At 61.6% G+C, this 21,713-nt stretch carries 23 protein-coding genes; 4 read left to right on the forward strand and 19 right to left on the reverse strand.

The window, feature by feature from the left end; translation table 11 throughout:
- The 9 genes from AC0L3E_RS29365 to AC0L3E_RS29405 all read right to left on the reverse strand — a co-directional run.
- Positions 1–1,053: ABC transporter ATP-binding protein (locus AC0L3E_RS29365; protein ID WP_473606303.1), on the reverse strand; the 1,053-nt coding region annotated here is incomplete at its 3' end.
- Positions 1,054–1,095: 42 nt separating this feature from the next.
- Entirely contained in the window at positions 1,096–2,622 is a 1,527-nt protein-coding gene (gene glpD, locus AC0L3E_RS29370) for a glycerol-3-phosphate dehydrogenase (protein WP_473606304.1), read from the reverse strand.
- Between the two features lie 125 nt (positions 2,623–2,747).
- On the reverse strand, positions 2,748–3,515 hold the full coding sequence (locus tag AC0L3E_RS29375) for a DeoR/GlpR family DNA-binding transcription regulator (protein ID WP_127258922.1): 768 nt from the start codon (positions 3,513–3,515) through the stop codon (positions 2,748–2,750).
- Between the two features lie 127 nt (positions 3,516–3,642).
- A complete protein-coding gene (locus tag AC0L3E_RS29380; protein ID WP_473606305.1) occupies positions 3,643–5,055 on the reverse strand; it encodes a pyridoxal phosphate-dependent decarboxylase family protein in 1,413 nt (470 codons plus the stop codon).
- Positions 5,056–5,156: 101 nt separating this feature from the next.
- Complete coding sequence (locus AC0L3E_RS29385) at positions 5,157–5,888, reverse strand: proteasome-type protease (protein ID WP_013531816.1); 732 nt, start codon at positions 5,886–5,888, stop codon at positions 5,157–5,159.
- 132 nt (positions 5,889–6,020) lie between these two features.
- Complete coding sequence (locus AC0L3E_RS29390) at positions 6,021–6,815, reverse strand: transglutaminase family protein (RefSeq protein WP_127273300.1); 795 nt, start codon at positions 6,813–6,815, stop codon at positions 6,021–6,023.
- 85 nt (positions 6,816–6,900) lie between these two features.
- Entirely contained in the window at positions 6,901–7,842 is a 942-nt protein-coding gene (locus AC0L3E_RS29395; RefSeq protein WP_027036710.1) for an alpha-E domain-containing protein, read from the reverse strand.
- A gap of 88 nt (positions 7,843–7,930) precedes the next feature.
- Positions 7,931–9,343, reverse strand: a complete 1,413-nt coding sequence (locus AC0L3E_RS29400; RefSeq protein ID WP_023812984.1) for a circularly permuted type 2 ATP-grasp protein — start codon at positions 9,341–9,343, stop codon at positions 7,931–7,933.
- A 171-nt stretch (positions 9,344–9,514) separates the two neighbouring features.
- Positions 9,515–9,751: an Lrp/AsnC family transcriptional regulator gene (locus AC0L3E_RS29405; RefSeq protein WP_010909609.1), complete on the reverse strand. Its 237-nt coding sequence runs from the start codon at positions 9,749–9,751 to the stop codon at positions 9,515–9,517.
- A gap of 265 nt (positions 9,752–10,016) precedes the next feature.
- Between AC0L3E_RS29405 and AC0L3E_RS29410 the strand changes: the two genes are divergently transcribed.
- Complete coding sequence (locus tag AC0L3E_RS29410) at positions 10,017–10,436, forward strand: DUF4864 domain-containing protein (RefSeq protein WP_127269463.1); 420 nt, start codon at positions 10,017–10,019, stop codon at positions 10,434–10,436.
- Positions 10,437–10,440: 4 nt separating this feature from the next.
- On the opposite strand, the gene tgt is transcribed toward AC0L3E_RS29410, so the two are convergent.
- Genes tgt through coaD form a run of 6 tightly spaced genes read right to left on the reverse strand, consistent with a single transcriptional unit; the run spans position 10,441 to position 14,824 of the window.
- Positions 10,441–11,571 carry a tRNA guanosine(34) transglycosylase Tgt gene (tgt, locus tag AC0L3E_RS29415; RefSeq protein ID WP_127380837.1) on the reverse strand — a complete coding sequence of 377 codons (1,131 nt, stop codon included), beginning with the start codon at positions 11,569–11,571 and terminating at the stop codon, positions 10,441–10,443.
- A complete protein-coding gene (queA, locus tag AC0L3E_RS29420) occupies positions 11,564–12,706 on the reverse strand; it encodes a tRNA preQ1(34) S-adenosylmethionine ribosyltransferase-isomerase QueA (protein WP_473606307.1) in 1,143 nt (380 codons plus the stop codon). Before queA ends, tgt begins: the two co-directional genes overlap by 8 nt.
- Entirely contained in the window at positions 12,706–13,155 is a 450-nt protein-coding gene (locus AC0L3E_RS29425; protein ID WP_127269466.1) for a DMT family transporter, read from the reverse strand. Before AC0L3E_RS29425 ends, queA begins: the two co-directional genes overlap by 1 nt.
- Before the next feature lie 12 nt (positions 13,156–13,167).
- The gene (locus AC0L3E_RS29430) at positions 13,168–13,680 is read right to left on the reverse strand and encodes a peptidylprolyl isomerase (protein ID WP_127269467.1); all 513 of its coding nucleotides are present in this window, start codon (positions 13,678–13,680) and stop codon (positions 13,168–13,170) included.
- Positions 13,681–13,719: 39 nt separating this feature from the next.
- Positions 13,720–14,307: a peptidylprolyl isomerase gene (locus AC0L3E_RS29435; RefSeq protein WP_127269468.1), complete on the reverse strand. Its 588-nt coding sequence runs from the start codon at positions 14,305–14,307 to the stop codon at positions 13,720–13,722.
- 16 nt (positions 14,308–14,323) lie between these two features.
- On the reverse strand, positions 14,324–14,824 hold the full coding sequence (gene coaD / locus AC0L3E_RS29440; protein WP_127272529.1) for a pantetheine-phosphate adenylyltransferase: 501 nt from the start codon (positions 14,822–14,824) through the stop codon (positions 14,324–14,326).
- A 194-nt stretch (positions 14,825–15,018) separates the two neighbouring features.
- Between coaD and AC0L3E_RS29445 the strand changes: the two genes are divergently transcribed.
- Positions 15,019–15,171 carry a hypothetical protein gene (locus tag AC0L3E_RS29445; protein ID WP_081714296.1) on the forward strand — a complete coding sequence of 51 codons (153 nt, stop codon included), beginning with the start codon at positions 15,019–15,021 and terminating at the stop codon, positions 15,169–15,171.
- Between the two features lie 69 nt (positions 15,172–15,240).
- Here AC0L3E_RS29445 and gyrA read toward each other — a convergent pair whose 3' ends face one another.
- Together gyrA and AC0L3E_RS29455 are read right to left on the reverse strand one after the other, a co-directional pair.
- Positions 15,241–18,042 (reverse strand): DNA gyrase subunit A, encoded by a 2,802-nt coding sequence (gene gyrA, locus AC0L3E_RS29450; RefSeq protein WP_127396842.1) that lies wholly within the window; start codon positions 18,040–18,042, stop codon positions 15,241–15,243.
- Between the two features lie 220 nt (positions 18,043–18,262).
- Positions 18,263–19,087 (reverse strand): helix-turn-helix transcriptional regulator, encoded by an 825-nt coding sequence (locus AC0L3E_RS29455; protein WP_473606308.1) that lies wholly within the window; start codon positions 19,085–19,087, stop codon positions 18,263–18,265.
- 85 nt (positions 19,088–19,172) lie between these two features.
- Between AC0L3E_RS29455 and AC0L3E_RS29460 the strand changes: the two genes are divergently transcribed.
- Entirely contained in the window at positions 19,173–19,703 is a 531-nt protein-coding gene (locus tag AC0L3E_RS29460) for a hypothetical protein (protein WP_473606309.1), read from the forward strand.
- A gap of 155 nt (positions 19,704–19,858) precedes the next feature.
- Positions 19,859–20,488, forward strand: coding sequence for a MarC family protein (locus AC0L3E_RS29465; RefSeq protein WP_013531832.1), 630 nt, complete (start codon positions 19,859–19,861; stop codon positions 20,486–20,488).
- Positions 20,489–20,520: 32 nt separating this feature from the next.
- On the opposite strand, the gene AC0L3E_RS29470 is transcribed toward AC0L3E_RS29465, so the two are convergent.
- Both AC0L3E_RS29470 and AC0L3E_RS29475 read right to left on the reverse strand, forming a co-directional pair.
- Complete coding sequence (locus AC0L3E_RS29470; protein WP_127270746.1) at positions 20,521–20,946, reverse strand: OsmC family protein; 426 nt, start codon at positions 20,944–20,946, stop codon at positions 20,521–20,523.
- Positions 20,947–21,063: 117 nt separating this feature from the next.
- Complete coding sequence (locus AC0L3E_RS29475; RefSeq protein WP_127270744.1) at positions 21,064–21,585, reverse strand: single-stranded DNA-binding protein; 522 nt, start codon at positions 21,583–21,585, stop codon at positions 21,064–21,066.
- Between the last annotated feature and the right edge of the window lie 128 nt (positions 21,586–21,713).

Here is a 21,713-nt window from a genome sequence, read left to right on the forward strand (position 1 = left end):
GGCGCTGCCGTGCTCGTCGAAAACCATGATGTGGCGCGGATCGATGAACACCTCGACCACCTCGTCCGGCTCGAAATGCCTGATACCATGGGTCAGCATGACCCAGCGCGCATCGGCGAAATCGAGATGGATGAAGCTCTCCGATCCGGTGATCTCGGTGATCGTCACCTTGGCGCGCACCGGTACGGCCGCCGCATTGGGCCGCTCGAGCGACAGGTGGTGCGGCTGAAAACCGATCGTGTACATGGCATCGGCAATGCCGGAGAGCTCGGCCGGCACCGGCAGGTTCACGCCGCCCTCGAGCAGGAAATCCCGGCCCTTCTTGGCAAGCACTATAGTATTGAGCGGTGGATCGGAAAATGTCCTGGCTGTCACCAGATCTACCGGCTTGCGGAACACCTCGATGGTCGGTCCGAACTGGGTGATCTTGCCTTGCGAAAGCGTCGCCGTGTTGCCGCCGAGCAGCAGCGCCTCGTGCGGCTCGGTCGTGGCGTAGACGAAGATGGTGCCGGCGGCGGCGAATATCCTGGGCAATTCGGCGCGCAGTTCCTCGCGCAATTTGTAGTCGAGATTGGCGAGCGGCTCATCGAGCAGGACCAGGCTTGCGTTCTTGACGATGGCGCGCGCCAACGCGGTGCGCTGCTGCTGGCCGCCCGACAGGCTGAGCGGCGTGCGATCGAGATAGGGTGTCAGCTTGAGAAGAGCGGCGGCTTCACGCACCTGGCTGTCGATCCTGGCCTGCTCGATGCCGGCCACCCGCAGCGGCGAAGCAATGTTCTCATAAACGGTCATCGCCGGATAGTTGATGAACTGTTGGTAGACCATGGCGATCTTGCGCTTCTGCACCGGCACACCGGTGACATTCTGGCCGTCGAACCAGATCGAACCGGAGGTCGGCACGTCCAGGCCGGCCATCAGCCGCATCAGGCTTGTCTTGCCGGAAAGCGTCGGTCCGAGCAGGACGTTGAGCGAGCCGTGCTGGAGCGTCAGCGACACGTCGCTTATATGCTCGACCGCGCCGACCGCCTTGGTGACGTTTCTCAGTTCCAGCATGACGCCTCCTCCCAGGCCTTCCGCATCAGCTCAAACCCCTCTTCATTCGGCAGCCGCGACATGGCGCCGGCTTATGCCGCGCATGAATTCATCGAGCGCCGCCACCTGCTCGCGACTGAGATGCAGACCGCGCTTGGTCCGGCGCCACAATACATCTTCCGATGTGACGGCCCATTCGTTTTGAACGAGATAGCGCACCTCGGCCTCGTAGAGATCGGCGCCGAAGTTGCGGCCGAGATCGACGTTCGATTTGGCCAGCCCCAGCAGCATCCTCGCGCGGGTTCCATAGAGCCGGGTCAACCGGCGAGCCAGGCGCGCGTCGAGGAATGGATAAGCGGTTTTCAATTTCGCCACTTCGGCATCGAAACCGGTGGCCGGGAAATCGCCGCCCGGCAGCGGCGCGTTTGCCGTCCACGGCTTGCCGCGTTTGCCGAGAAAACCCTCGATCTTTTCCAGCATCGATTCCGACAGCCGGCGATAGGTGGTGATCTTGCCGCCAAAAGCATTGACAATTGGGGCAGCGCCGTCGCCGCCATCGGCCTTGAGCACATAGTCGCGCGTCGCTTCCTGCGCCTTGGAGGCTCCGTCATCATAGAGCGGACGGACGGCCGAATAGGTCCAGACGATGTCCGAGCGCTTGACGGGTTGGGCGAAATATTCGCTTGCCGCGGCGCAGAGGTAATCAATCTCGGAGTCGCTGATCTTCACGTCATGCGGATCGCCGGGATAATCCTGGTCGGTGGTGCCGATCAGTGTGAACTCTTCCTCATAGGGAATGGCGAAGATGATGCGACCATCCTTGTTCTGGAAGAAATAGGCGCGTGGATCGTCGAACTTCCTGGCGATGACAATGTGGCTGCCCTGCACGAGGCGGACATTGTGCACATCGTTGAGCCCCACGACGCCAGACAGCACATGATCGACCCAGGGGCCGGCGGCATTGACCAGCAGTCGCGCCTTGATCTCCTCGGTCTCGCCGCTCTGCAGATCCTCGATCTGGATTGCCCACAGGCCGTTTTCGCGGCGCGCGCCGGTCACCTTCGTGCGGGTGCGGACCGTGGCGCCGCGGTCGGCGGCATCACGCGCGTTCAGCGCCACCAGTCGTGCATCATTGACCCAGCCATCCGAATATTCGAAGGCCTTCTTGAACAGCGGCTTCAAAGGCTTGCCGGCCGGATCCCTGGCCATGTCCAGCGTCCGGGTCGCGGGCAGCAATTTGCGCCCGCCAATGTGATCGTAGAGGAAGAGACCGAGCCTGATCAGCCAGGCCGGACGCAGGCCCTTGGCATAGGGCAGCACGAACCGCATCGGCCAGATGATGTGCGGCGCGTTCTTCCACAAAACCTCGCGCTCCATCAGCGCCTCTCGCACCAGGCGGAATTCGTAGAATTCGAGGTAGCGCAGGCCGCCATGGATCAATTTGGTCGAACCCGAGGAGGTTCCGCTGGCTAGGTCGTTCATCTCGGCGAGAAACACGGAAAAGCCACGACCGACGGCGTCACGGGCAATGCCGCAGCCATTGATGCCGCCACCTATGACGAAAATGTCACGGATCGGAGATGCGTCCACAATTCCTCCAACGATTTCGCATTGCACCATTTTTGGGCTTTTACGAAACCGTGTCGGAATTATTTCGAAATGATAACGAATGTCAAACGAAATATCACGAGCGCGTGATATCGGGCAGAAACCGCCTAGGCGAGCGACGTCTCGATCAACTGAACCTCGGCCTCCTGGCAGATCTTGCGCACTGACGGGATGTCGCAACGATCGGTGATGAAGGTGTTGACCTGCGACAGATGGCCGATGCGCACCGGTGCGGTTCGCTCGAATTTGGTCTGGTCGGAAACCAGGATGACATGCCTTGCATTGGCGATGATCGCCTGCGCCACCTTGACCTCGCGAAAATCGAAATCGAGCAGAGCGCCGTCATGGTCGATGGCGGATGCACCGATCACCGCATAGTCGACCTTGAACTGCCTGATGAAGTCGACCGCCGCTTCGCCGACCACACCGCCATCGGAACCGCGCACAACCCCGCCGGCGATCACCACCTCGATCGAGGGATATATCCGCATCCTATTGGCAACATTGATGTTATTGGTGATGACCATGAGCCCGTTGTGATCGAGCAACGCCTTGCTGACCGACTCGGTCGTGGTGCCGATGTTGATGAACAGCGAGGCATTGTCGGGGATCAGCCTGGCGGCCGCACGGCCGATCGCCTCCTTCTCGTCGGCGGCGATCTTGCGTCTCGCCTCATATTCCATGTTCTCGATGCCAGAGGGATACAGCGCGCCGCCATGGATGCGCGAGAGCAGCCGCTGGTCGCACAAATCGTTGAGGTCCTTGCGTATGGTCTGCGGCGTCACATTGAAGTGGGTGGCCAGATCATCGACCAGCACGCGGCCATGATCCTTGGCCATCTGGATAATCTCGGCATGGCGCGGCGACAGATACATAGGCAACCTCCCGTTTTCGTTTTTCTTGTCTATAGTCGAAAACGAAACCGATGAAAAGGCATGAGCCGGCTAATGAAATGCATGTGATTGCCAAGGTGAATACGAACGCAAACCAGATTGTGCCCGATCAATCCATTGCGCGCGCGATTTCCGTGATGACGGTGAAGGCCGTATCAACATCGGCGGCGGTCGCCTCGAACTGGCCGACCTGGAAGCGGATTGCGATCCTGCCATCGACCTTCGTCTGCGTCAGGTAGATGCGGCCATCGTCGTTGATCGCATTGACCAGGCGCAGATTGTGCTCGTCCGCATCAGTGCCAGCTGCAGCCTTGTGCCGGAACGAGAAGAGCGACAGCATCGACTCGCTGACGATCTCGAAATTCGGCTCCCTTGCCAGCCGCGCGGCAAGCCCTTCGCTCCACGCGACATGATTGCGGATCATTGTGCGCAGGCTTTCCAGGCCATGGGCACGCAGCAAGAACCACAATTTCAGCGCGCGGAAGCGCCTGCCGAGCGGCACCGACCATTCGGAATAGTTGATGATGCCGTCGTGACCGTGCGTCTTCAGATAATCCGGCTTGATGGCCAGCGTCCTCACATGGCTTTCGGGATCGCGCAGGAACTGGATAGAGCAGTCGAACTGGGCGCCCAGCCATTTGTGCGGATTGAAAACGATTGAATCGGCGCCTTCGACGCCTGTCCAGAAATGCCGATACTCCGGACAGATCATCGCCGATCCCGCCCATGCGGCGTCGACGTGAAGATAAAGCCCATGCCGCCGTGCGACCTCGACAACCGCTGCAATATCGTCGGTGCCGCCGGTGCTGGTGCCGCCGACGCAAGCGATGATGCCGGCCGGCAGCATGCCGGCTTCCCTGTCGGCGATGATTGCCGCCTCGAGTGCCGCCGTATCCATGGCGCGAAAGCGGCCGGCGACGGGAATGCGCACGAGATTGTCCTCGCCGATGCCGGACACCCAGATCGCCCGGTCAATCGAAGTATGCACCTGGTCGGAGGAGTAGATGCGCAGCCGCGCCTGCCCTGCCAGGCCTTGTCTGTTGCCTTGCCAGTCGAGCGCCCGTTCGCGCATGGTCAGCACCGCGGCCAGTGTCGCCGATGAGGCTGAATCCTGGATCACGCCCGAGAAACCTTCCGGCAGGCCGAGCGCCTGGCGCATCCAGTCGACGGTGCGCGTTTCGAGTTCGGTCGCTGCCGGTGACGTCTGCCACAGCATGCATTGCGCGGCCATCGCCGAAACCAGATATTCCGCCACCACCGAGACCGGCGCCGCATTGGCCGGGAAATAGGCAAAGAAGCGTGGATGCTGCCAATGCGTCATTCCCGGCAGGATCTTCTCTTCGAAGTCGGCGAAGATCCGGTCCATCGGCTCGGCGTCTTCGGGCGGCGAAGCCTCAATGCTTCGAAAAATGTCGCCCGGTTCGACCAGCGGCCGCACCGGCCGCTCGCGTAGCGTATTGCGGTAGTCGGCGCCCCAGTCGGCGGCGCGGCGCGACCATTGCCGGAAATCATCGTTGTTCATCCTGTCCTCCCGACATGATCGACCGCCACCATCCATCGCGGCTGGTCTCTTTATTAATTAACGCGTGAAATAGATGCAACCGACAACGGATGCCGCACGCCTCAGCCCGGGAAATCCGGCAGGCTGGCAAAGGCCGTCTTCAGCGCATTCGACCAGCCGTCGGAGATCGTGCGGTAATACTGGTCGTCCTGGCCGATCCGCTTCTTCAATCCGACCTTGAAGGCGTCCTTCTCCAGGAACAGCAGGTCGAGCGGCAAGCCGACGGACAGGTTCGACTTCAACGTCGAATCGAACGACACCAAAAGCAGCTTCACCGTCTCGGCGAGGCTCATCGTCTTTTCGTAGGCGCGGATGATGATCGGCTTGCCGTATTTGGTCTCGCCGATCTGGAAAAACGGCGTGTCATCGGTCGATTCGATGAAATTGCCTTCGGGATAGATCATGAACAGGCGCGGCTCGCTGCCCTTGATCTGACCGCCGAGGATAAAGGAGGCATTGAAATAGGAATCCGCCTTCTCGCCGGCGGGCGACGAATTGGCGATGACCTCCTTGACCGTGTCCCCGACAATACGGACCGTTTGGTACATCGACGGCGTTTCGAGCAGCGTGGAATGTCTTTCGGAGATCGCCTTGGTGCGCTCGTCAAGCAGGCTGACCACGGCCTGCGTCGTCGCCAGATTGCCCGCCGACATCAAAACGATGACGCGCTCGCCCGGCTCTTCCCAGACATGCATCTTGCGAAAAGTGGAGATGGAATCCATGCCTGCATTGGTGCGCGTGTCCGACATGAACACGAGCCCGCGGTCGATCTTCAGGCCAACGCAATAAGTCATGGAATCTCTTCTAGAGCAATTCCAGGAAAAGTGTGAAGCGGTTTTCCGTCCGGAATTGCGTTAAAACAAGGGGATAGAGCGGTCCAGCGTTTCCTTGAAACGATGAATCGCTCGGCAGCAATCTTGCGAGGATTACTGCTCCACCGTGACGGTGACCGCAAGCTGTTCTTCCGCCTGTCCAAGCCGAATTCCCGACACCGGCGTGGCGTCGCGGTAATCGCGGCCCGTTGCCACCTTTACATAACGCTCGTCGGGTGAAATGCCATTGGCGGCATCGAAGGCAACCCAGCCGAGACCCGAAACATGCGCCTCGGCCCAGGCATGGCTGGCCGCCTGCTCGACCGTGGCTTCCAGCATCAGATAGCCGCTGACATAGCGGGCCGGAAAGCCCATGGCACGCGCCGCGGCGGCAAAGATATGGGTATGATCCTGGCAGACCCCGGTTTTCAGCGCCAAGGCTTCCTCCGCCGGCGTCGTCGCACTGGTGGTGCCGGGCGTGTAGACAACGCGCTCGCCGATGACAGCCATCAGCCGGTGCAGCCTTTCGATGTCGCTGCCCTTGCCGACCGATGCGGCGAGTTCGCGGATACCGCTGCCGATCACCGTCAATGGCGTCTCATGGCTGTACAGCCAGAGCGGCGTAAAGCCCTGGTGCGGCCCCGAGACACCCGCGGTGTCGCGTGTCACCACTTCGCCTGATGCTTCCACCGTGATGAAGTCGCGCTCGCCCTCGACGCTTAGCAGCCTTGTGTCATTGCCGAAATGGTCGACAAAGCGAACTTCTTCGCGCGCGCCTTCGATGGTCAAGGCCCAGGACAGAACGGTCTGCGTCGACCCGCTGACCGGAAGCAGCCGCAGCCGCTGCAACAGATAGTGCACCGGCGCGTCGTAGCGGTATTCGGTCCGATGGGTGATCTTCAGCCGCATGCTTCTATTCCGTTTGTGAGCACGATCTCCGGACAAACGGTTTCATTTGTCTGAGAAAACCGGCTCCCACCTTTCGGGACCATGCTCAATTGAACCGGTAATCTTGTGCGATCTCTTCGCCCAGCTTGGTGTTGTCGCGAATGAAATTCGCCAGGAACTCATGCAGCCCGGCGTCGAATATGCCCTTGATCGACCCGGCTCTCAGCATTGTCTGCGTCTTCTCGGCCGTTGCGTGGCAGGCATGGCGTTCGCCGTAATCGTCGCCGAGGAATTTCAGGTGCTCCGACAGAAAGCGATAGCAGAACATCAGCGAACGCGGCATGCGGACATTGAGGATCAGATAGTCGGCAATGTTGGTCGGCTTGTAATCGGCGTCGTAGACCCAACGGTAGGAGCGATGCGCCGAGACCGAACGCAGGATCGATTCCCACTGATAATTGTCGAGCGTCGAGCCGACCCAGGAGATCGACGGCAGCAGCACATAATATTTCACGTCGAGGATGCGCGCCGTGTTGTCCGCGCGCTCGACATAGGTGCCGAGCTGCGAGAAGTCGAAGATTTCGTTGCGCAGCATGGTGCCGTAGAACGAGCCGCGGATCAGCGCCGTCTCGCGCTTGATGGCGTCGAGTACGCTGGGCAGGTCGCGCTCGTCGATCGGCTTGGCCAGCATCCGCTTCAGCGACATCCAGGCTTCGTTGATGCTTTCCCAGGTTTCGCGCGTCAGCGCGGTACGCACCATGCGGGCATTGTTGCGGGCCGTCTCGATCGACGCCATCGTGCTCGACGGGTTCGACGTGTCGCGCAACAGGAAGTCGGCGACGTTGGCCGCGGTATAGTCAGAGTATTTCTGGCTGAAGGTGACGTCGGAACCGGCGCTGAGCAGCACCGAATTCCACTCTTCCGAGGCACTCTGGGTACGAGTCAGCGCCATGCGCAAACCGGCATCGACCAAGCGCGCCATGTTCTCCGCCCGCTCGATATAGCGATTCATCCAGTAAAGCCCGTTGGCGGTGCGGCCGAGAAGCATATCAACGTGCCCCGATTTTGAGCGAGTAGCGAGTAGCGAGTAGCGAATAGGGAATGCGTCTCATGATTGCTGCGTCCCCCTGCTCGTCTCAATCATCCAGCACCCAAGTATCTTTCGTCCCGCCGCCTTGCGAGGAATTCACGACCAGCGAGCCTTCCTTCAGCGCGACACGCGTGAGGCCGCCCGGCACGATCTGGATGCGGTCGGAGACCAGCACATAAGGCCTGAGATCGACATGGCGCGGCGCCAGCCCCTTTTCCGTCAGGATCGGGCATGTCGACAGCGCCAGCGTCGGCTGGGCGATGTAATTCGAAGGTTTTGCCTGGAGTTTCTTGGCAAAGGTCTCGCATTCCTTCTTGGTCGCAGCCGGCCCGACCAGCATGCCGTAGCCGCCGGAACCATGGACTTCCTTGATCACCAGCTCGTCGATGTGCTCGAGCACGTATTTCAGGCTGTCGGGCTCCGAGCAGCGCCAGGTTGGGATGTTGCCCAGGATCGCCTTGCGGCCGGTGTAGAATTCGATGATCTCGGGCATGTAGGAATAGATCGCCTTGTCGTCGGCGATGCCGGTGCCCGGCGCATTGGCGATGGTGATGTTGCCGGCCCGATAGACATCCATGATACCGGGTATGCCAAGCGCCGAATCCGGTCGGAAGGTCAGCGGATCGAGGAAGGAATCGTCCACGCGTCGGTAGAGCACATCGATCTGCTTGTAGCCTTCGGTCGTGCGCATCGCGACATGGCCGTCGACGACGCGCAGATCCTGGCCTTCGACCAGCTGCACGCCCATCTGGTCGGCGAGGAAGGCGTGTTCGAAATAGGCGGAGTTGAAGCTGCCGGGCGTCAGCACCGCAATGGTCGGCGCGCCCTTGGTGCTTTGCGGCCGCACCGCCGCCAGCGACTGGCGCAGAAGCTGCGGGTAGTTTTCCACCGGCCGTACCTTGATCTTCTGGAACAGCTCGGGGAACAGCTGCATCATCGTCTCGCGGTTCTCCAGCATGTAGGAGACGCCCGACGGTGTGCGCGCATTATCCTCCAGCACGTAGAATTCGTCCTCCGAGATGCGGACGATGTCGACGCCGATGATGTGGGTGTAGACGCCGGCCGGCGGCCTGACCCCGATCATCTCCGGCAGGAAGGCCTCGTTCCTGGCGATCAATTCCCTGGGGACGCGCCCTGCGCGCAGGATTTCCTGGCGGTGGTAGATGTCGTCGAGGAAGGCGTTTAGCGCCTGCACGCGCTGCTCGATGCCCTGCGTGAGGCGCCGCCATTCATTGCCTGAAATGATGCGTGGAACGATATCGAACGGGATCAGCCGCTCGGAAGCTTCCTGCTCGCCATAGACGGCGAAGGTGATGCCGGTCTTGCGGAAGACGCGTTCGGCGTCCTGCATCTTCTCGGTCAGCCTGGCCGGATCCTGCTCCTTCAGCCAGCGATCATAAGCCGAATACGGTCTTCTCAATCCGGAGACTTCCGGAAGCATTTCATCGAACGCTGCCAATCGCATACTCCCCTGTGACGCCATTTCACTGACGTCGCCGGAGAAAATCAAGCGCAATCGGTGATTTGGGAGATACGGGCGATCAGTATGTTGCGCCTGCCTAAAATTGAGGCAGGTGAAATATGACCTTGATCAGCCTTTGCCTCGTGCCCGGGCAAATGCGTTTCCAGGCTAGAAAGCGCGAAACGTGACGACGGTGAACGTGTCCTTGATGCCGGGGAGAATCTGCACCTTCTCATTGACGAAATGGCCGACGTCTTCCTCGTCGTCGACGTAGAATTTGGCGAGCAGATCGTAATTGCCGGCGGTGGAGTAGATTTCCGAGGCGATCTCGGCATCGGCAAGCGCGCTGGCAACCTCATAGGATTTGCCGAGCTCGCATTTGATCTGCACGAAAAACGCCTTCATGGCTTCGTCCCGCTAAACGTCCAAGTCCAGCGGCCCTTCTGGCAGACTGGAGGCGGGCTTTCAAGCGCTGGAATGAATGCTCAGCCGGCTCGGGCCTAGGCTACCGCCTGCTGCAACTCCGCCACTGGCGTGGAACTTGTCACCGATCGCCAGTGAATATTCGCAATCGCTGAAACCGCGATGCGCTGCCAAGCGTATGTTATGATGTGTCTTCGGACAGCAGCATTTCGAGGGAAGATATTTCGCGGGATAACGGAGACAGGCCATGCGCCGCGCCTTTTTCGCAATCGCAGTCGTTCCATTCCTCTTCGCGTCGTCGGTATTGGCCGGCGATGCCGAGATCAAGGCGGGCCAGTCCGTCATCGACAGTCAGCTAAAGGCCCTCATCGCCAATGACGGCGCCACCGCCTACAGCTTCGCCGCCCCGAATGTGAAGCGGATCTTCCCGACCGTCGATGCCTTCATGAACATGGTGACCAACGGCTATCCGCCGGTGCGCAAGCCGCGGACCTATTCCTTCGGCAAGGTCGAGGAGACCGCTCCGGGTTCGATCGTCCAGCAGGTGCTGATCGTCGGCCCCGACGGCAAGGATTACGAGGCGGTCTACACGTTGCAGCAACAGCCCGACGGTACGTTCCAGATCACCGGCTGCAGCCTGCGCGCTTCGAATTCGCTCAGCACTTGAGGCCTCACAGCAACGGGATATCGCCCCTCGCCCAGCCCTCGGTGATTTCCGCGCCGCGCGCCTCGAAGGTGCCGGCCTCGATCGCAGCGCGGATGTCCTGCATCAGTTTCTGGTAGTAGGACAGGTTGTTCCACGTCAAAAGCATTGCGCCGAGCGCTTCTTGAGAGCGCACCAGATGATGCAGATAGGCGCGTGAGTAGTCCCGGGCGGCCGGGCAGTCGCTTTCCTCGTCGAGCGGCCGTGGATCGTCGGCATGGCGGGCGTTGCGCAGATTGACCTTGCCGCGCCTTGTATAGGCAAGGCCGTGGCGGCCGGCCCGTGTCGGCATCACGCAGTCGAACATGTCGATGCCGCGCGCCACCGATTTCAGGATATCGTCGGGCGTGCCGACACCCATCAGATAGCGCGGCTTGTCCGCTGGCAGTTCCGGGCAGGTGATGTCGAGCATCTCGAGCATCACCGCTTGCGGTTCGCCGACGGCCAGGCCGCCGACCGCATAGCCCTTCAGCTCCATCGCGCTCAGCGCCTGCGCCGAGCGCTCCCGCAGCGCCGCGTTGTCGCCGCCTTGCACGATGCCGAACATCGCCTTGCCCGGCTGATCGCCGAACGCCGTCTTGCAGCGCTCGGCCCAACGCAGCGACATCTCCATGGCGCGCTCGATCTCCTTCATCTCGGCCGGCAGCGCCGTGCATTCGTCAAGCTGCATCTGGATATCGGAATCGAGCAATCCCTGGATCTCTATCGAACGTTCCGGCGACATTTCGTAGGCGGCGCCATCAATATGCGAGCGGAAGGTGACGCCCTTTTCGGTCAGCTTTCTCAGCTTCGACAGCGACATCACCTGGAAACCGCCGCTGTCGGTTAGGATCGGATGCGGCCAGCGAGCGAATTCATGCAAACCGCCGAGCCGCGCCACACGCTCGGCGCCGGGCCGCAGCATCAGATGATAGGTGTTGCCCAGGATGATGTCGGCGCCGACACCGCGCACCTGGTCCATATACATGGCCTTGACCGTGCCGCCGGTACCGACCGGCATGAAGGCCGGCGTGCGGATTTCGCCGCGCGGCATGTCGATCACGCCGCGTCGCGCCTTGCCGTCGGTTGCCAGAACCTTGAAGCTGAACGGCTTAGCCATTGAATTCCTTGTCGTGGACCGGGGCGTCCGGCGCCTGATTGTCGAGCGACTGGCGGTCGCTTGTCTCCGCTCGGAAAAGCAGGCTTGCGTCGCCATAGGAATAGAATCTGTAACGGTTCTCGATCGCATGGGCATAGGCCGCACGCATCGTGTCGAGGCCGCTGAAGGCCGAGACAAGCATGAACAGCGTCGAGCGCGGCAGATGGAAATTGGTCATCAGCACGTCGGCGGTGCGAAAACGGTAGCCGGGCGTGATGAAGATATCGGTCGGACCGGACCACGCAGCCAGAGTACCGTCCTCACGCGCCGCACTCTCCAGCAGTCGCAGCGAGGTCGTGCCGACGGCAACGACGCGCCCGCCTCTTGCTCTTGCAGCATTCAGGGCGTCCGCAGTAGCTTCGCTGACCGAACCGGTCTCGGCATGCATCTTGTGGTCGGCGGTGTCGTCGGCCTTCACCGGCAGGAACGTACCGGCGCCGACATGCAAGGTGACGAAGCGGCGTTCGATGCCCTTGCTGTCAAGCGCTGCAAAAAGCTCCGGCGTGAAATGCAGGCCCGCTGTCGGAGCCGCGACGGCGCCTTCCTCGCTTGCATAGATGGTCTGGTAGTCGGCCCGGTCGCGTTCGTCGTCGTCGCGTTTCGAGGCGATGTAGGGCGGCAGCGGAATGTGGCCGACCGCGTGCAGTGCCTCGTCGAGGAAGGGCCCCGAGAGGTCGAAGCCGAGCAGTGCTTCGCCGCCCTCGCCTTTCTCGATCACCGTGGCGTCGAGCTGACCGAGCAAACAGGAATTGCCGTCATGGCCGAAATGGATGCGGTCGCCGGCGGCAATGCGCTTGCCCGGCCGCATGAAGGCCAGCCAGCGGTCCGGCGCCATGCGCATATGCAGCGTGGCTTCGACCTGCGCCGTCGCTTCGCCCCGCCGCCTTATGCCTTTGAGCTGCGCTGGAATGACCTTGGTGTCGTTGAACACCAGCACGTCGCCGGCCCTGAGCAAGGACGGCAGATCGCCGACCGTCCGGTCCTTGAGCCCTTCGCCTGATTTGACCAGAAGCATCTTGGCGCTGTCACGCGGCTGCGCCGGGCGGAGCGCGATGCGCTCCTCCGGCAAGTCGAAGTCAAAGAGATCGACGCGCATCAGTAGAGCCGGACGAGCAGCGCTCCGGCCAGCAGCAGCACCGCGCCGGCAACGCGGCCGAGCGAGATTTCACGCACCGCGACGCCGAGGAAGCCGACGCGGTCGATGAGCATGCCGGCCAGCAACTGGCCGGTGACCAGAAACGCCATCAGCGCGGCCGCACCGATGCGTGGCGTCAGGATAGTCGACAGCGTGACATAGAAACCGCCCAGCATGCCGCCGGCCACGAACAGCCAGGGCGCCGGCGCCTTCCAGTCGAGCGAGATGCCTTGCAGCTTCACCACTGTGACGGAGATGATGCCGAGCACGATCGCGCCCGACAGGAACGAAAACGCAGCCGCCGCGACCGGGAGGCCCAGGCCGCGCGCCAACTGCGAATTGATCGGCGCCTGAATGGCAATGAAGGCGCCGGACAGGATGCCGAGAAGCGACCAGACGACGCCCATCATTGTCGTTTGCCCTTACTTGACGTCGGCCGCGACCTTCAGCGACACGATCTTGTCGGGATCCTGCACCGGCTCGCCGCGCTTGATCTTGTCGACATTGTCCATGCCTTCGATGACCTGGCCCCAGACCGTGTACTGGCGATTGAGGAAGGCGGCATCGTCGAAGCAGATGAAGAACTGCGAATTGGCCGAGTTCGGGTTCTGCGAGCGGGCCATCGAGCAGGTGCCGCGAGCATGGTTGGCGTTGGAGAATTCAGCCTTCAAATCCGGCTTTTCAGAGCCGCCCATGCCCGCGCGGGACGGCGCGAAGGAAGGCTTGCTCGAATTGCCGAACTTGACGTCGCCGGTCTGCGCCATGAAACCCTCGATGACGCGGTGGAAGACCACGCCGTCATAGGCGCCTTCCCTGGCCAGTTCCTTGATGCGGGCGACATGGCCGGGCGCCAGGTCGGGGAAAAGTTCGATGACGACCTTGCCCTTGGTCGTTTCCATGATGAGCGCGTTCTCGCGATCCTTGATTTCGGCCATGTCAGATATCCTTTTGAGAAAACAGAGTTATTCGACAATTTACTTGTCGGCGGCGATGCGCACCTTAATCATCCGGTCGGGATCGGTGACCGTGCCGTTGTCCGCCTGGTCGCCCTTCTTGATTTGGTCCACCAGTTCCATGCCGCTGACGACATTGCCGACGATCGTGTACTGGCCATCGAGGGGCGGTGCCGGAGCGAACATGATGAAGAACTGCGAATTGGCCGAATTTGGGTCCTGCGAGCGGGCCATACCGACCACGCCGCGCTTATAATGTTCGGTCTGTGAGAATTCGGCCGGCAGGTCGGGCAGGTCGGAACCGCCGGTGCCGGCGGCCTCGGCGCTGAAACCCTTTTTCATATTGCCGAACTTGACGTCGCCGGTCTGCGCCATGAAGCCGTCGATGACGCGGTGGAAGGCGACGTTGTCATAGGCGCCTTGGCGCACCAGCTTCTTGATCTGCTCGACATGCTTTGGCGCAAGATCGGGCCTCAGCGCAATGGTGACGTCGCCGTCCTTCAGCGTGATGATCATTGTGTTTTCCGGGTCGGCGGCGAAAGCCGAGACCGACACAGCCACAAGACCGGCGAGCACGACAAGGAACGAGGCTAGCTTTTTCAGCTGCATGGTTTTCTCCGAAAACTTACTTCTTGAACTTGGCTGTGAGCGCACCGGCAACCGCCGCCGGCACGAAGGGGCGAATGTCGCCGCCCATCGAGGCAATCTGGCGAACAAGTGTGGCGGTAATGGTGCGTACCGAAGGACTGGCGGGCAGAAAAACCGTCTGCAGTTGAGGCGCCATGGTCTCGTTCATGCCGGCCATCTGCATCTCATAGTCGAGGTCGGTGCCGTCGCGCAGGCCGCGGATCATGATCGAGGCGCCCTGCTTCCTGGCGGCGTCGATGACCAGCCCGTCGAAGGCGACGACCTTGATGCGGGCACCGTCGCTGCCGAATTCCGTCTTCGTCGCCGTCTCGATCAGCTTCACCCGCTCCTCGAAGGAAAACAGCGGTTGCTTGCCCGGATGGATGCCGATCGCCGCATAAACGATATCCGCCACGGCCAGCGAGGCCTTCAGCACATCGAGATGGCCGTTGGTCAGCGGGTCGAAGGAGCCGGCATAGAGGGCAATGCGTTCAGTCATGGCAGGTGCTTCTAGCGAGCCTCTCTCGCAAAGGCAAATCCGATCGGCGCGCCGGCCGTGAACCTTTTCCGGCACATGAACGACAGATGAACACGCTGATCACGAAGCCTTCACGCAGCGTTCACTAGGTTGCACCTTAATAAGATGAAACCAAAATCCCATCTATCCGTTGTTAGGCGCAGGAGAACACGCACATGCTGATCTACATGCTCGCCACCGCAATGACCGTCGCCATGCTGATCGCCACCGTATTTGGGCTGCATCAGGAGGCGCAACGCATCCGCGTCAAGGCAAACACCAAGCGCTTCGAAGGCTTCGGCCCGCGCAAGCCATATCGTCACTACTGATAAAGCCTGAACTTGCTGCCGCGCCGGCCACCTGGCCGGCGTTGCTATGTCAAAACCCGGGTGCCGGACTTAGTCCGCACCCTCCGGACCGGCGTCAGGCGCCGGAGCGGCATCAGCACCGCCCTCGACCGTCTCATCGCTTTCTTCGTCCGCTTGCGGTTCCGAGATCCGCTCGACCGAAACCACCTTTTCGCCTTCAGCCGTGTTGAAGATGGTCACGCCCTTGGTGGCGCGGCTGGCGAAGCGGATGCCGTTGACCGGAACCCGGATGACGGTGCCGCCGTCCGACACCAGCATGATCTGGTCGTCATTGCCGACCGGGAACGTCGCCACCAGCCTGCCAATCTCGGCTGCCTTCGACACATCGGTGGCGCGGATGCCTTTGCCGCCGCGTCCGGTCAGCCGGAAATCATAGGACGACGAACGCTTGCCGTAGCCGAACTCGGTGACCGTCAGTACGTACTGTTCGTGCGCCTTGAGCTCTTCGTATCGGTTGTCGGAAAGCTCCGTCTCCTCGCCGATCTCCTCATTGGTCAGCGCGATCTCTTCCTCTTCGCCGGTCGTTTCCGTGGCAAGCCGCCGCTCCGCCGCCGCGCGCTTCAGGTAAGCGGCGCGTTCCGCTGGCGAAGCATCGACATGCTCTATCACCGACATCGAGATGATGCGGTCGGTCTCGGCCATGGTTATGCCGCGCACACCGACCGAATTGCGGCTCTGGAAGACGCGCACGTCGCCGACGGAGAAGCGTATGCACTGGCCGGAACTGGCGGTCAGCAGCACGTCGTCCTTGTCGGTGCAGGTCTCGACGCCGAGGATCTCGTCGCCTTCTTCCTCCAGCTTCATGGCGATCTTGCCGTTGCGGTTGACCTGGACGAAGTCGGATAGATCGTTGCGGCGCACGGTGCCGCGCGTGGTGGCGAACATCACGTAAAGTTCGCCCCAGCTGGCCTCGTCCTCCGGCAGCGGCATGATGGTGGTGATGCGCTCGCCCTGCTCCAGCGGCAGCATGTTGATCAGCGCCTTGCCGCGTGACTGCGGATTGCCGATCGGCAGCCGCCAGACCTTTTCCTTGTAGACGATGCCGCGCGAGGAGAAGAACAGCACCGGCGTATGGGTGTTGGCCACGAACAGCCGGGTGACGAAATCCTCTTCCTTGGTCGACATGCCGGAGCGGCCCTTGCCGCCCCGACGCTGCGCCCGGTAGAGCGACAGCGGCACGCGCTTGATGTAGCCGGAATGGCTCACCGTCACGACCATGTCCTCGCGCTGGATCAGGTCCTCGTCTTCCATGTCCGAACCGCCGTCGGTGAGTTCGGTGCGGCGCGGCGTGCCGAACTCGTCGCGCACGGCAGCAAGCTCGTCCTTGACGATCTGCTGGACGCGCGCGCGGGACGACAAAATGTCCAGGTAATCGATGATTTCGGCGCCGATCGTGTTCAACTCGTCGGCGATCTCGTCGCGGCCGAGCGCGGTCAGGCGCTGCAGGCGCAGTTCGAGGATGGCGCGCGCCTGTTCCTCTGACAGATTGTAGGTGCCGTCTTCGTTGATCCGGTGACGCGGGTCATCGATCAGGAGGATCAGCGATTCCACGTCGCCAGAGGGCCAGCGCCGCTCCATCAACTGCTCACGCGCCGTCTGCGGATCCGGCGCGGTGCGGATCAGCTTGATGATCTCGTCGATGTTGGCGACTGCGATGGCGAGACCGACCAGCACATGGGCGCGGTCGCGCGCCTTGCGCAGCAGGAATTTCGTCCGCCTTGTGATCACCTCCTCACGGAAGGCCACGAACGCCTTCAGCATATCGGTCAGGTTCATCACTTCCGGCTTGCCGCCGTTCAGTGCCACCATATTGGCGCCGAAGGAGGTCTGCAGCGGCGTGAAGCGGTAGAGCTGGTTGAGGATGACGTCGGCAACGGCGTCGCGCTTCAACTCGATGACGACGCGGTAGCCTTGGCGGTCGCTCTCGTCGCGGATATCGGAAATGCCCTCGATGCGCTTGTCGCGCACCAGTTCAGCCATCTTCTCGATCATCGACGACTTGTTCACCTGGTAGGGAACCTCGGTGATGATGATCGACTCGCGGTCGTTGCCGCGCTGTTCGATGTTGACCTTGCCGCGCATGACGATGGAGCCACGGCCGGTCGAATAGGCGTTGTAGATGCCCGAACGGCCAAGCACGATGCCGCCGGTGGGGAAATCCGGTCCCGGAATGATCTCCATCAACGCCGGCAGGTCGATCGCCGGATTGTCGATGAGGGCGATGGCGCCGTTGCAGATTTCGCTGAGATTATGCGGTGGAATGTTGGTCGCCATGCCGACGGCGATGCCGCCCGAGCCGTTGACCAAAAGGTTGGGAAACCGTGCCGGCAGAACCTTCGGTTCGCTGCCCGACGCGTCGTAAGTGTCCTGGAAATCGACGGTATCCTTGTCGATATCCTCCAAAAGCTCGTGCGCGACCTTGGTCAGCCGCGCTTCCGTGTAGCGCATCGCCGCAGGCGGATCGCCGTCGATGGAGCCGAAATTGCCCTGCCCGTCGATCAACGGAACGCGCAGCGACCAGTCCTGTGCCATGCGCACCAAGGCGTCATAGATGGAGGCGTCGCCATGCGGATGGTATTTACCCATCACGTCGGCGACCGGACGCGCCGACTTCACATATTTGCGGTTCCAGTGGTAGCCGCTCTCATGGGCGGCGAAGAGAATGCGGCGATGCACCGGCTTCAGGCCGTCGCGCACGTCCGGCAGCGCACGGCTGACGATCACGCTCATAGCGTAATCGAGATAGGAGCGCTGCATCTCCTCGACGATGGATATCGGCTCGATGCCGGTGGGGCCGCCGTCGGCGCCGCGCGGTGTCTTCTGGTCGGTCAAATCGGATCACAATCTAATCAGGAATCACTTGGTGCTTATATAGGAAGCAAGCCCGAAACTCCAACCTTCACGGCACTTTTCCAGTGTCATTTTCGGTGGTAATTTCAAATGGATACCGCTGATTGCGACGATATGGCCAAGGCGGTTTTCGCCGCCCTGACGCAAAAGCCTGCGTGTCTGCCTTGGCGGGCACGGGGCCGATTGACGAAGCAGGAAAGGGCTATGCGCCACGGCGGTTGCGATAGTCGCGCGGCGTCTCCCCCATGATCCGCCGAAAACGACGATTGAAAGTCGACAGATCGTTGAAGCCGGCCTCGAAGGCGATCGCCGAGACCGCATCGTTGGACATGCGTAGCCGCACCGCCGCCCTGTGCAATCGCGTCCTGAGCAGGAATTGGTAGGGCGTCATGCCCGCCACCTGCCGGAAGATGCGCAGGAAGTGATACGGACTGGTCGCCGTCTCATCGGCAAGTGCTGAAAGCGAGACCGGCCTATCGGCGTCCAGTTCGATCCGCCGCACTGCCTCGGCCACCCGTTTCTGATCGCGGCGGCTGGGCGCGCGCCCGACATGCGTAGCGCCAGAGGCTGTAGCCACGGCAGCACCGGCCAAGCGCAGGGAAAGTTCCTCGAAGGCGTCGATGTAGGCCATCTCGCGCGCGGTCTCCGCTTCGGCCAGGAGCGGCGCCAGTACCGGCAAAGGCGGCAGGCGCGCCGCCTCGAAAGCCAGCTTCCTGGCGCCCGGAACGCCAGCTGCGATCCGTTCCATGTAGGCCGGCTCGAAATGGAACGAGAGGCAACGGTCGCCGCTGCCATGCTCGTGCCCGCATTCGTAACATGTGCCGGGATTGCCGAGCAGGAGCGCGCCGGGCGCCAGCATCGCCGTGCCTTGCTGGGCGCGGTAGCGAAACGTGCCGCTGGTGACCGCAGCGACGCAGAAATCCTGATGCGCTTCCTCGAACGGCCGGTCGCCGGCACTAGCCGTGCAGATCACATCCGTCACGTGCCAACCGGCTCCGAATGCGAGACTATGCGTGGTCGTCGTCATAGTCGAAATATAGCAATTTTTCCCAAGCTCAGAACCCCGTCACCGCCTACTCCTAACGGTCTCCTGACAAGAAGAGACCGCAGCCATGTTCGATCAATCCTCGTTTGCCGAAGCCCTGCATAGCTCCGGACCGATCGAAGGGCTTGCCGAAAAACTGAGCCTTTACGGCCGCTTCGTCGGCGCCTGGACGTTTGAGGCCTCGCGCCACCTCGAGGACGGCACTGTGCTGACAGGGCGTGGCGAGGTGCATTTCGGCTGGGTGCTGGAAGGCCGGGCGATCCAGGACGTGTGGATCCTGCCCGCGCGGGACGCCGGTCCATCGCCATCCTTGGGCACATGGACTTTTTACGGCACGACGCTGCGCGTCTATGATCCCGGCGCGGATGCCTGGCACATCTTCTGGAGCGACCCGCGCAACCAGTATTTCAGCCGCCAGCTCGGCCGCGCCGAGGGTGACACGATCGTGCAAGTGGGCGCCGACGGCACCGGCAGCTCGGTACGCTGGAGCTTTTCACGCATCACCGAAAACTCCTTCCGCTGGCTGGGCGAACGCTCGCAAGACAATGGCGCGACATGGCGGCTGGAAGTCGAGTTCCTGGCGCGGCGAGCGGTTTGATCTCCGAGGATTGCAGCAGCCCAGAATAAAAGCGTCGCGATCCTTCGCGCTGCCCTCTGTCCCGTATCAACCACTTTCTCACGAACGGTTCCCACCGAACGGGCTTTGCTCTACCAATATTCTAGCACGGGCACAGCCCGGCGGGAGGGTCAGAGATGCCGAGTTTCGACAGCCTGTTCAACGCTTTCGTCACCATTCTCGTGACCATCGACCCGCCCGGCCTGGCGCCGCTGTTCCTCGCCGTGACGCGCGGCATGAACCGCGAGGAGCGCCAGCAGGTTTCGGTGCGCGCCTCGATCATCGGTTTCCTGGTGATGGCGCTGTTTGCGGTTGCCGGGGCCTCGATCCTGTCGGTGTTCGGCATAACGTTGCCGGCCTTCCGCGTCGCCGGCGGTTTCCTGCTGTTCTTCATCGCCTTCGAGATGGTGTTCGAGCGCCGGCAGGACCGCAAGGAGAAGATCGGCGACGTCGCCATCACCAAGGACATGATCCACAACATCGCCGCCTTCCCGCTGGCGATCCCACTGATCGCGGGCCCTGGTGCCATTTCGGCAACTGTGCTGCTCTCAGGTTCCTTTCAGGGCTTTGCGGCGCAGGCGGCGCTGGTCGGCATCATCTTCGTCTGCCTCGCCATCACCTATCTGGTGTTCGTGCTGTCGGAACGCATAGACCGCATCCTCGGCCAGACCGGCCGCTCGATTCTGACCCGTCTGCTTGGCGTCATCCTGGCGGCACTGGCTGTGCAATTCGTCGCCGACGGCATCAAGGCGCTGATAGCAGGCTGAGAGGCTGACGCGGCGAGAACCCGAAGCCGGTTCTATTTCGCCGTCGTGTCGATGACCTCGAAATCGTGGGTAATCGTGGCGGTCTTGGCCAGCATCGCGGAGGCCGAGCAATATTTTTCGATCGAAAGGTCGATCGCGCGTTTCACCTTGACGCTGGAGAGTGCCCTGCCCTTGACGACGAAATGCATGTGGATGCGGGTGAACACTCTTGGCTCGGTTTCGGCCCGCTCGGCATCAAGCTCGACCACGCAGTCCTCGACCGCCTCGCGGCCCTTTTCGAGGATATGCACGACATCATAGGCCGAACAGCCACCGGTGCCGATCAGCACCAGCTCCATCGGGCTTGGACCCGGCGTCCTGCCTTCCGGTCCGTGCGCTGTTCCGAGCACGACCTTGTGACCGCTACCGGATTCCCCGACGAAGGTGCGCTCCTCGACCCACTTTACGCGCGCTTTCACCCAACTCGTCCTCTCACCGTATTTCGTTGATCGGCCCGGTCAGCCTCAATCACGATGCAAAACCCCGAAAGTCCATGAACGACTCTCGGGGCACTGTGTCCGACATAACTGTTGCGATCAGAACGGGATTTCGTCATCCAATTCGCGCGACGAACCACCGCCGCCGCCGCTCTTGGCACCGCCGCCACCGCGATTGAAGCCTTCGCTCGGGCTGGACTGGCCGAAATCGGAACCACGGCTGCTGCCGCCACCGGTATAGCCGCCGACCTGACCGCCCTCGCCCTGTCCGCGTGCGTCGAGCATCTGCAGCTCACCGCGGAATTTCTGCAGAACGACTTCCGTCGTGTACTTGTCGGCACCGGTCTGGTCCTGCCATTTGCGCGTCTGCAACTGGCCCTCGACATAGACCTTCATGCCCTTCTTTAGATACTGCTCCGCCACCTTGGCGATGCCCTCATTGAAGATGACGACGTTGTGCCACTCGGTTTTTTCCTTGCGTTCGCCGGAATTCTTGTCGCGCCAGCTTTCCGATGTGGCGATGCGGATGTTGACGACCGGTTCACCCGAATTCAGACGACGGATTTCGGGATCCGCGCCGAGATTGCCGACCAGAATGACCTTGTTGACGCTACCCGCCATGATATTTCTCCGCGCTCATCCGAAACAAATTTTTGTCGCAGCACCTTACAGGCTGCAGGCGATCGCCGCTTGCCATGGCTGCCTTTACCCACAAGGTTTTTGTTCCCTTTTCGTTCTTATCCGCATCG

Source organism: Mesorhizobium sp. WSM4822, from assembly GCF_055811155.1.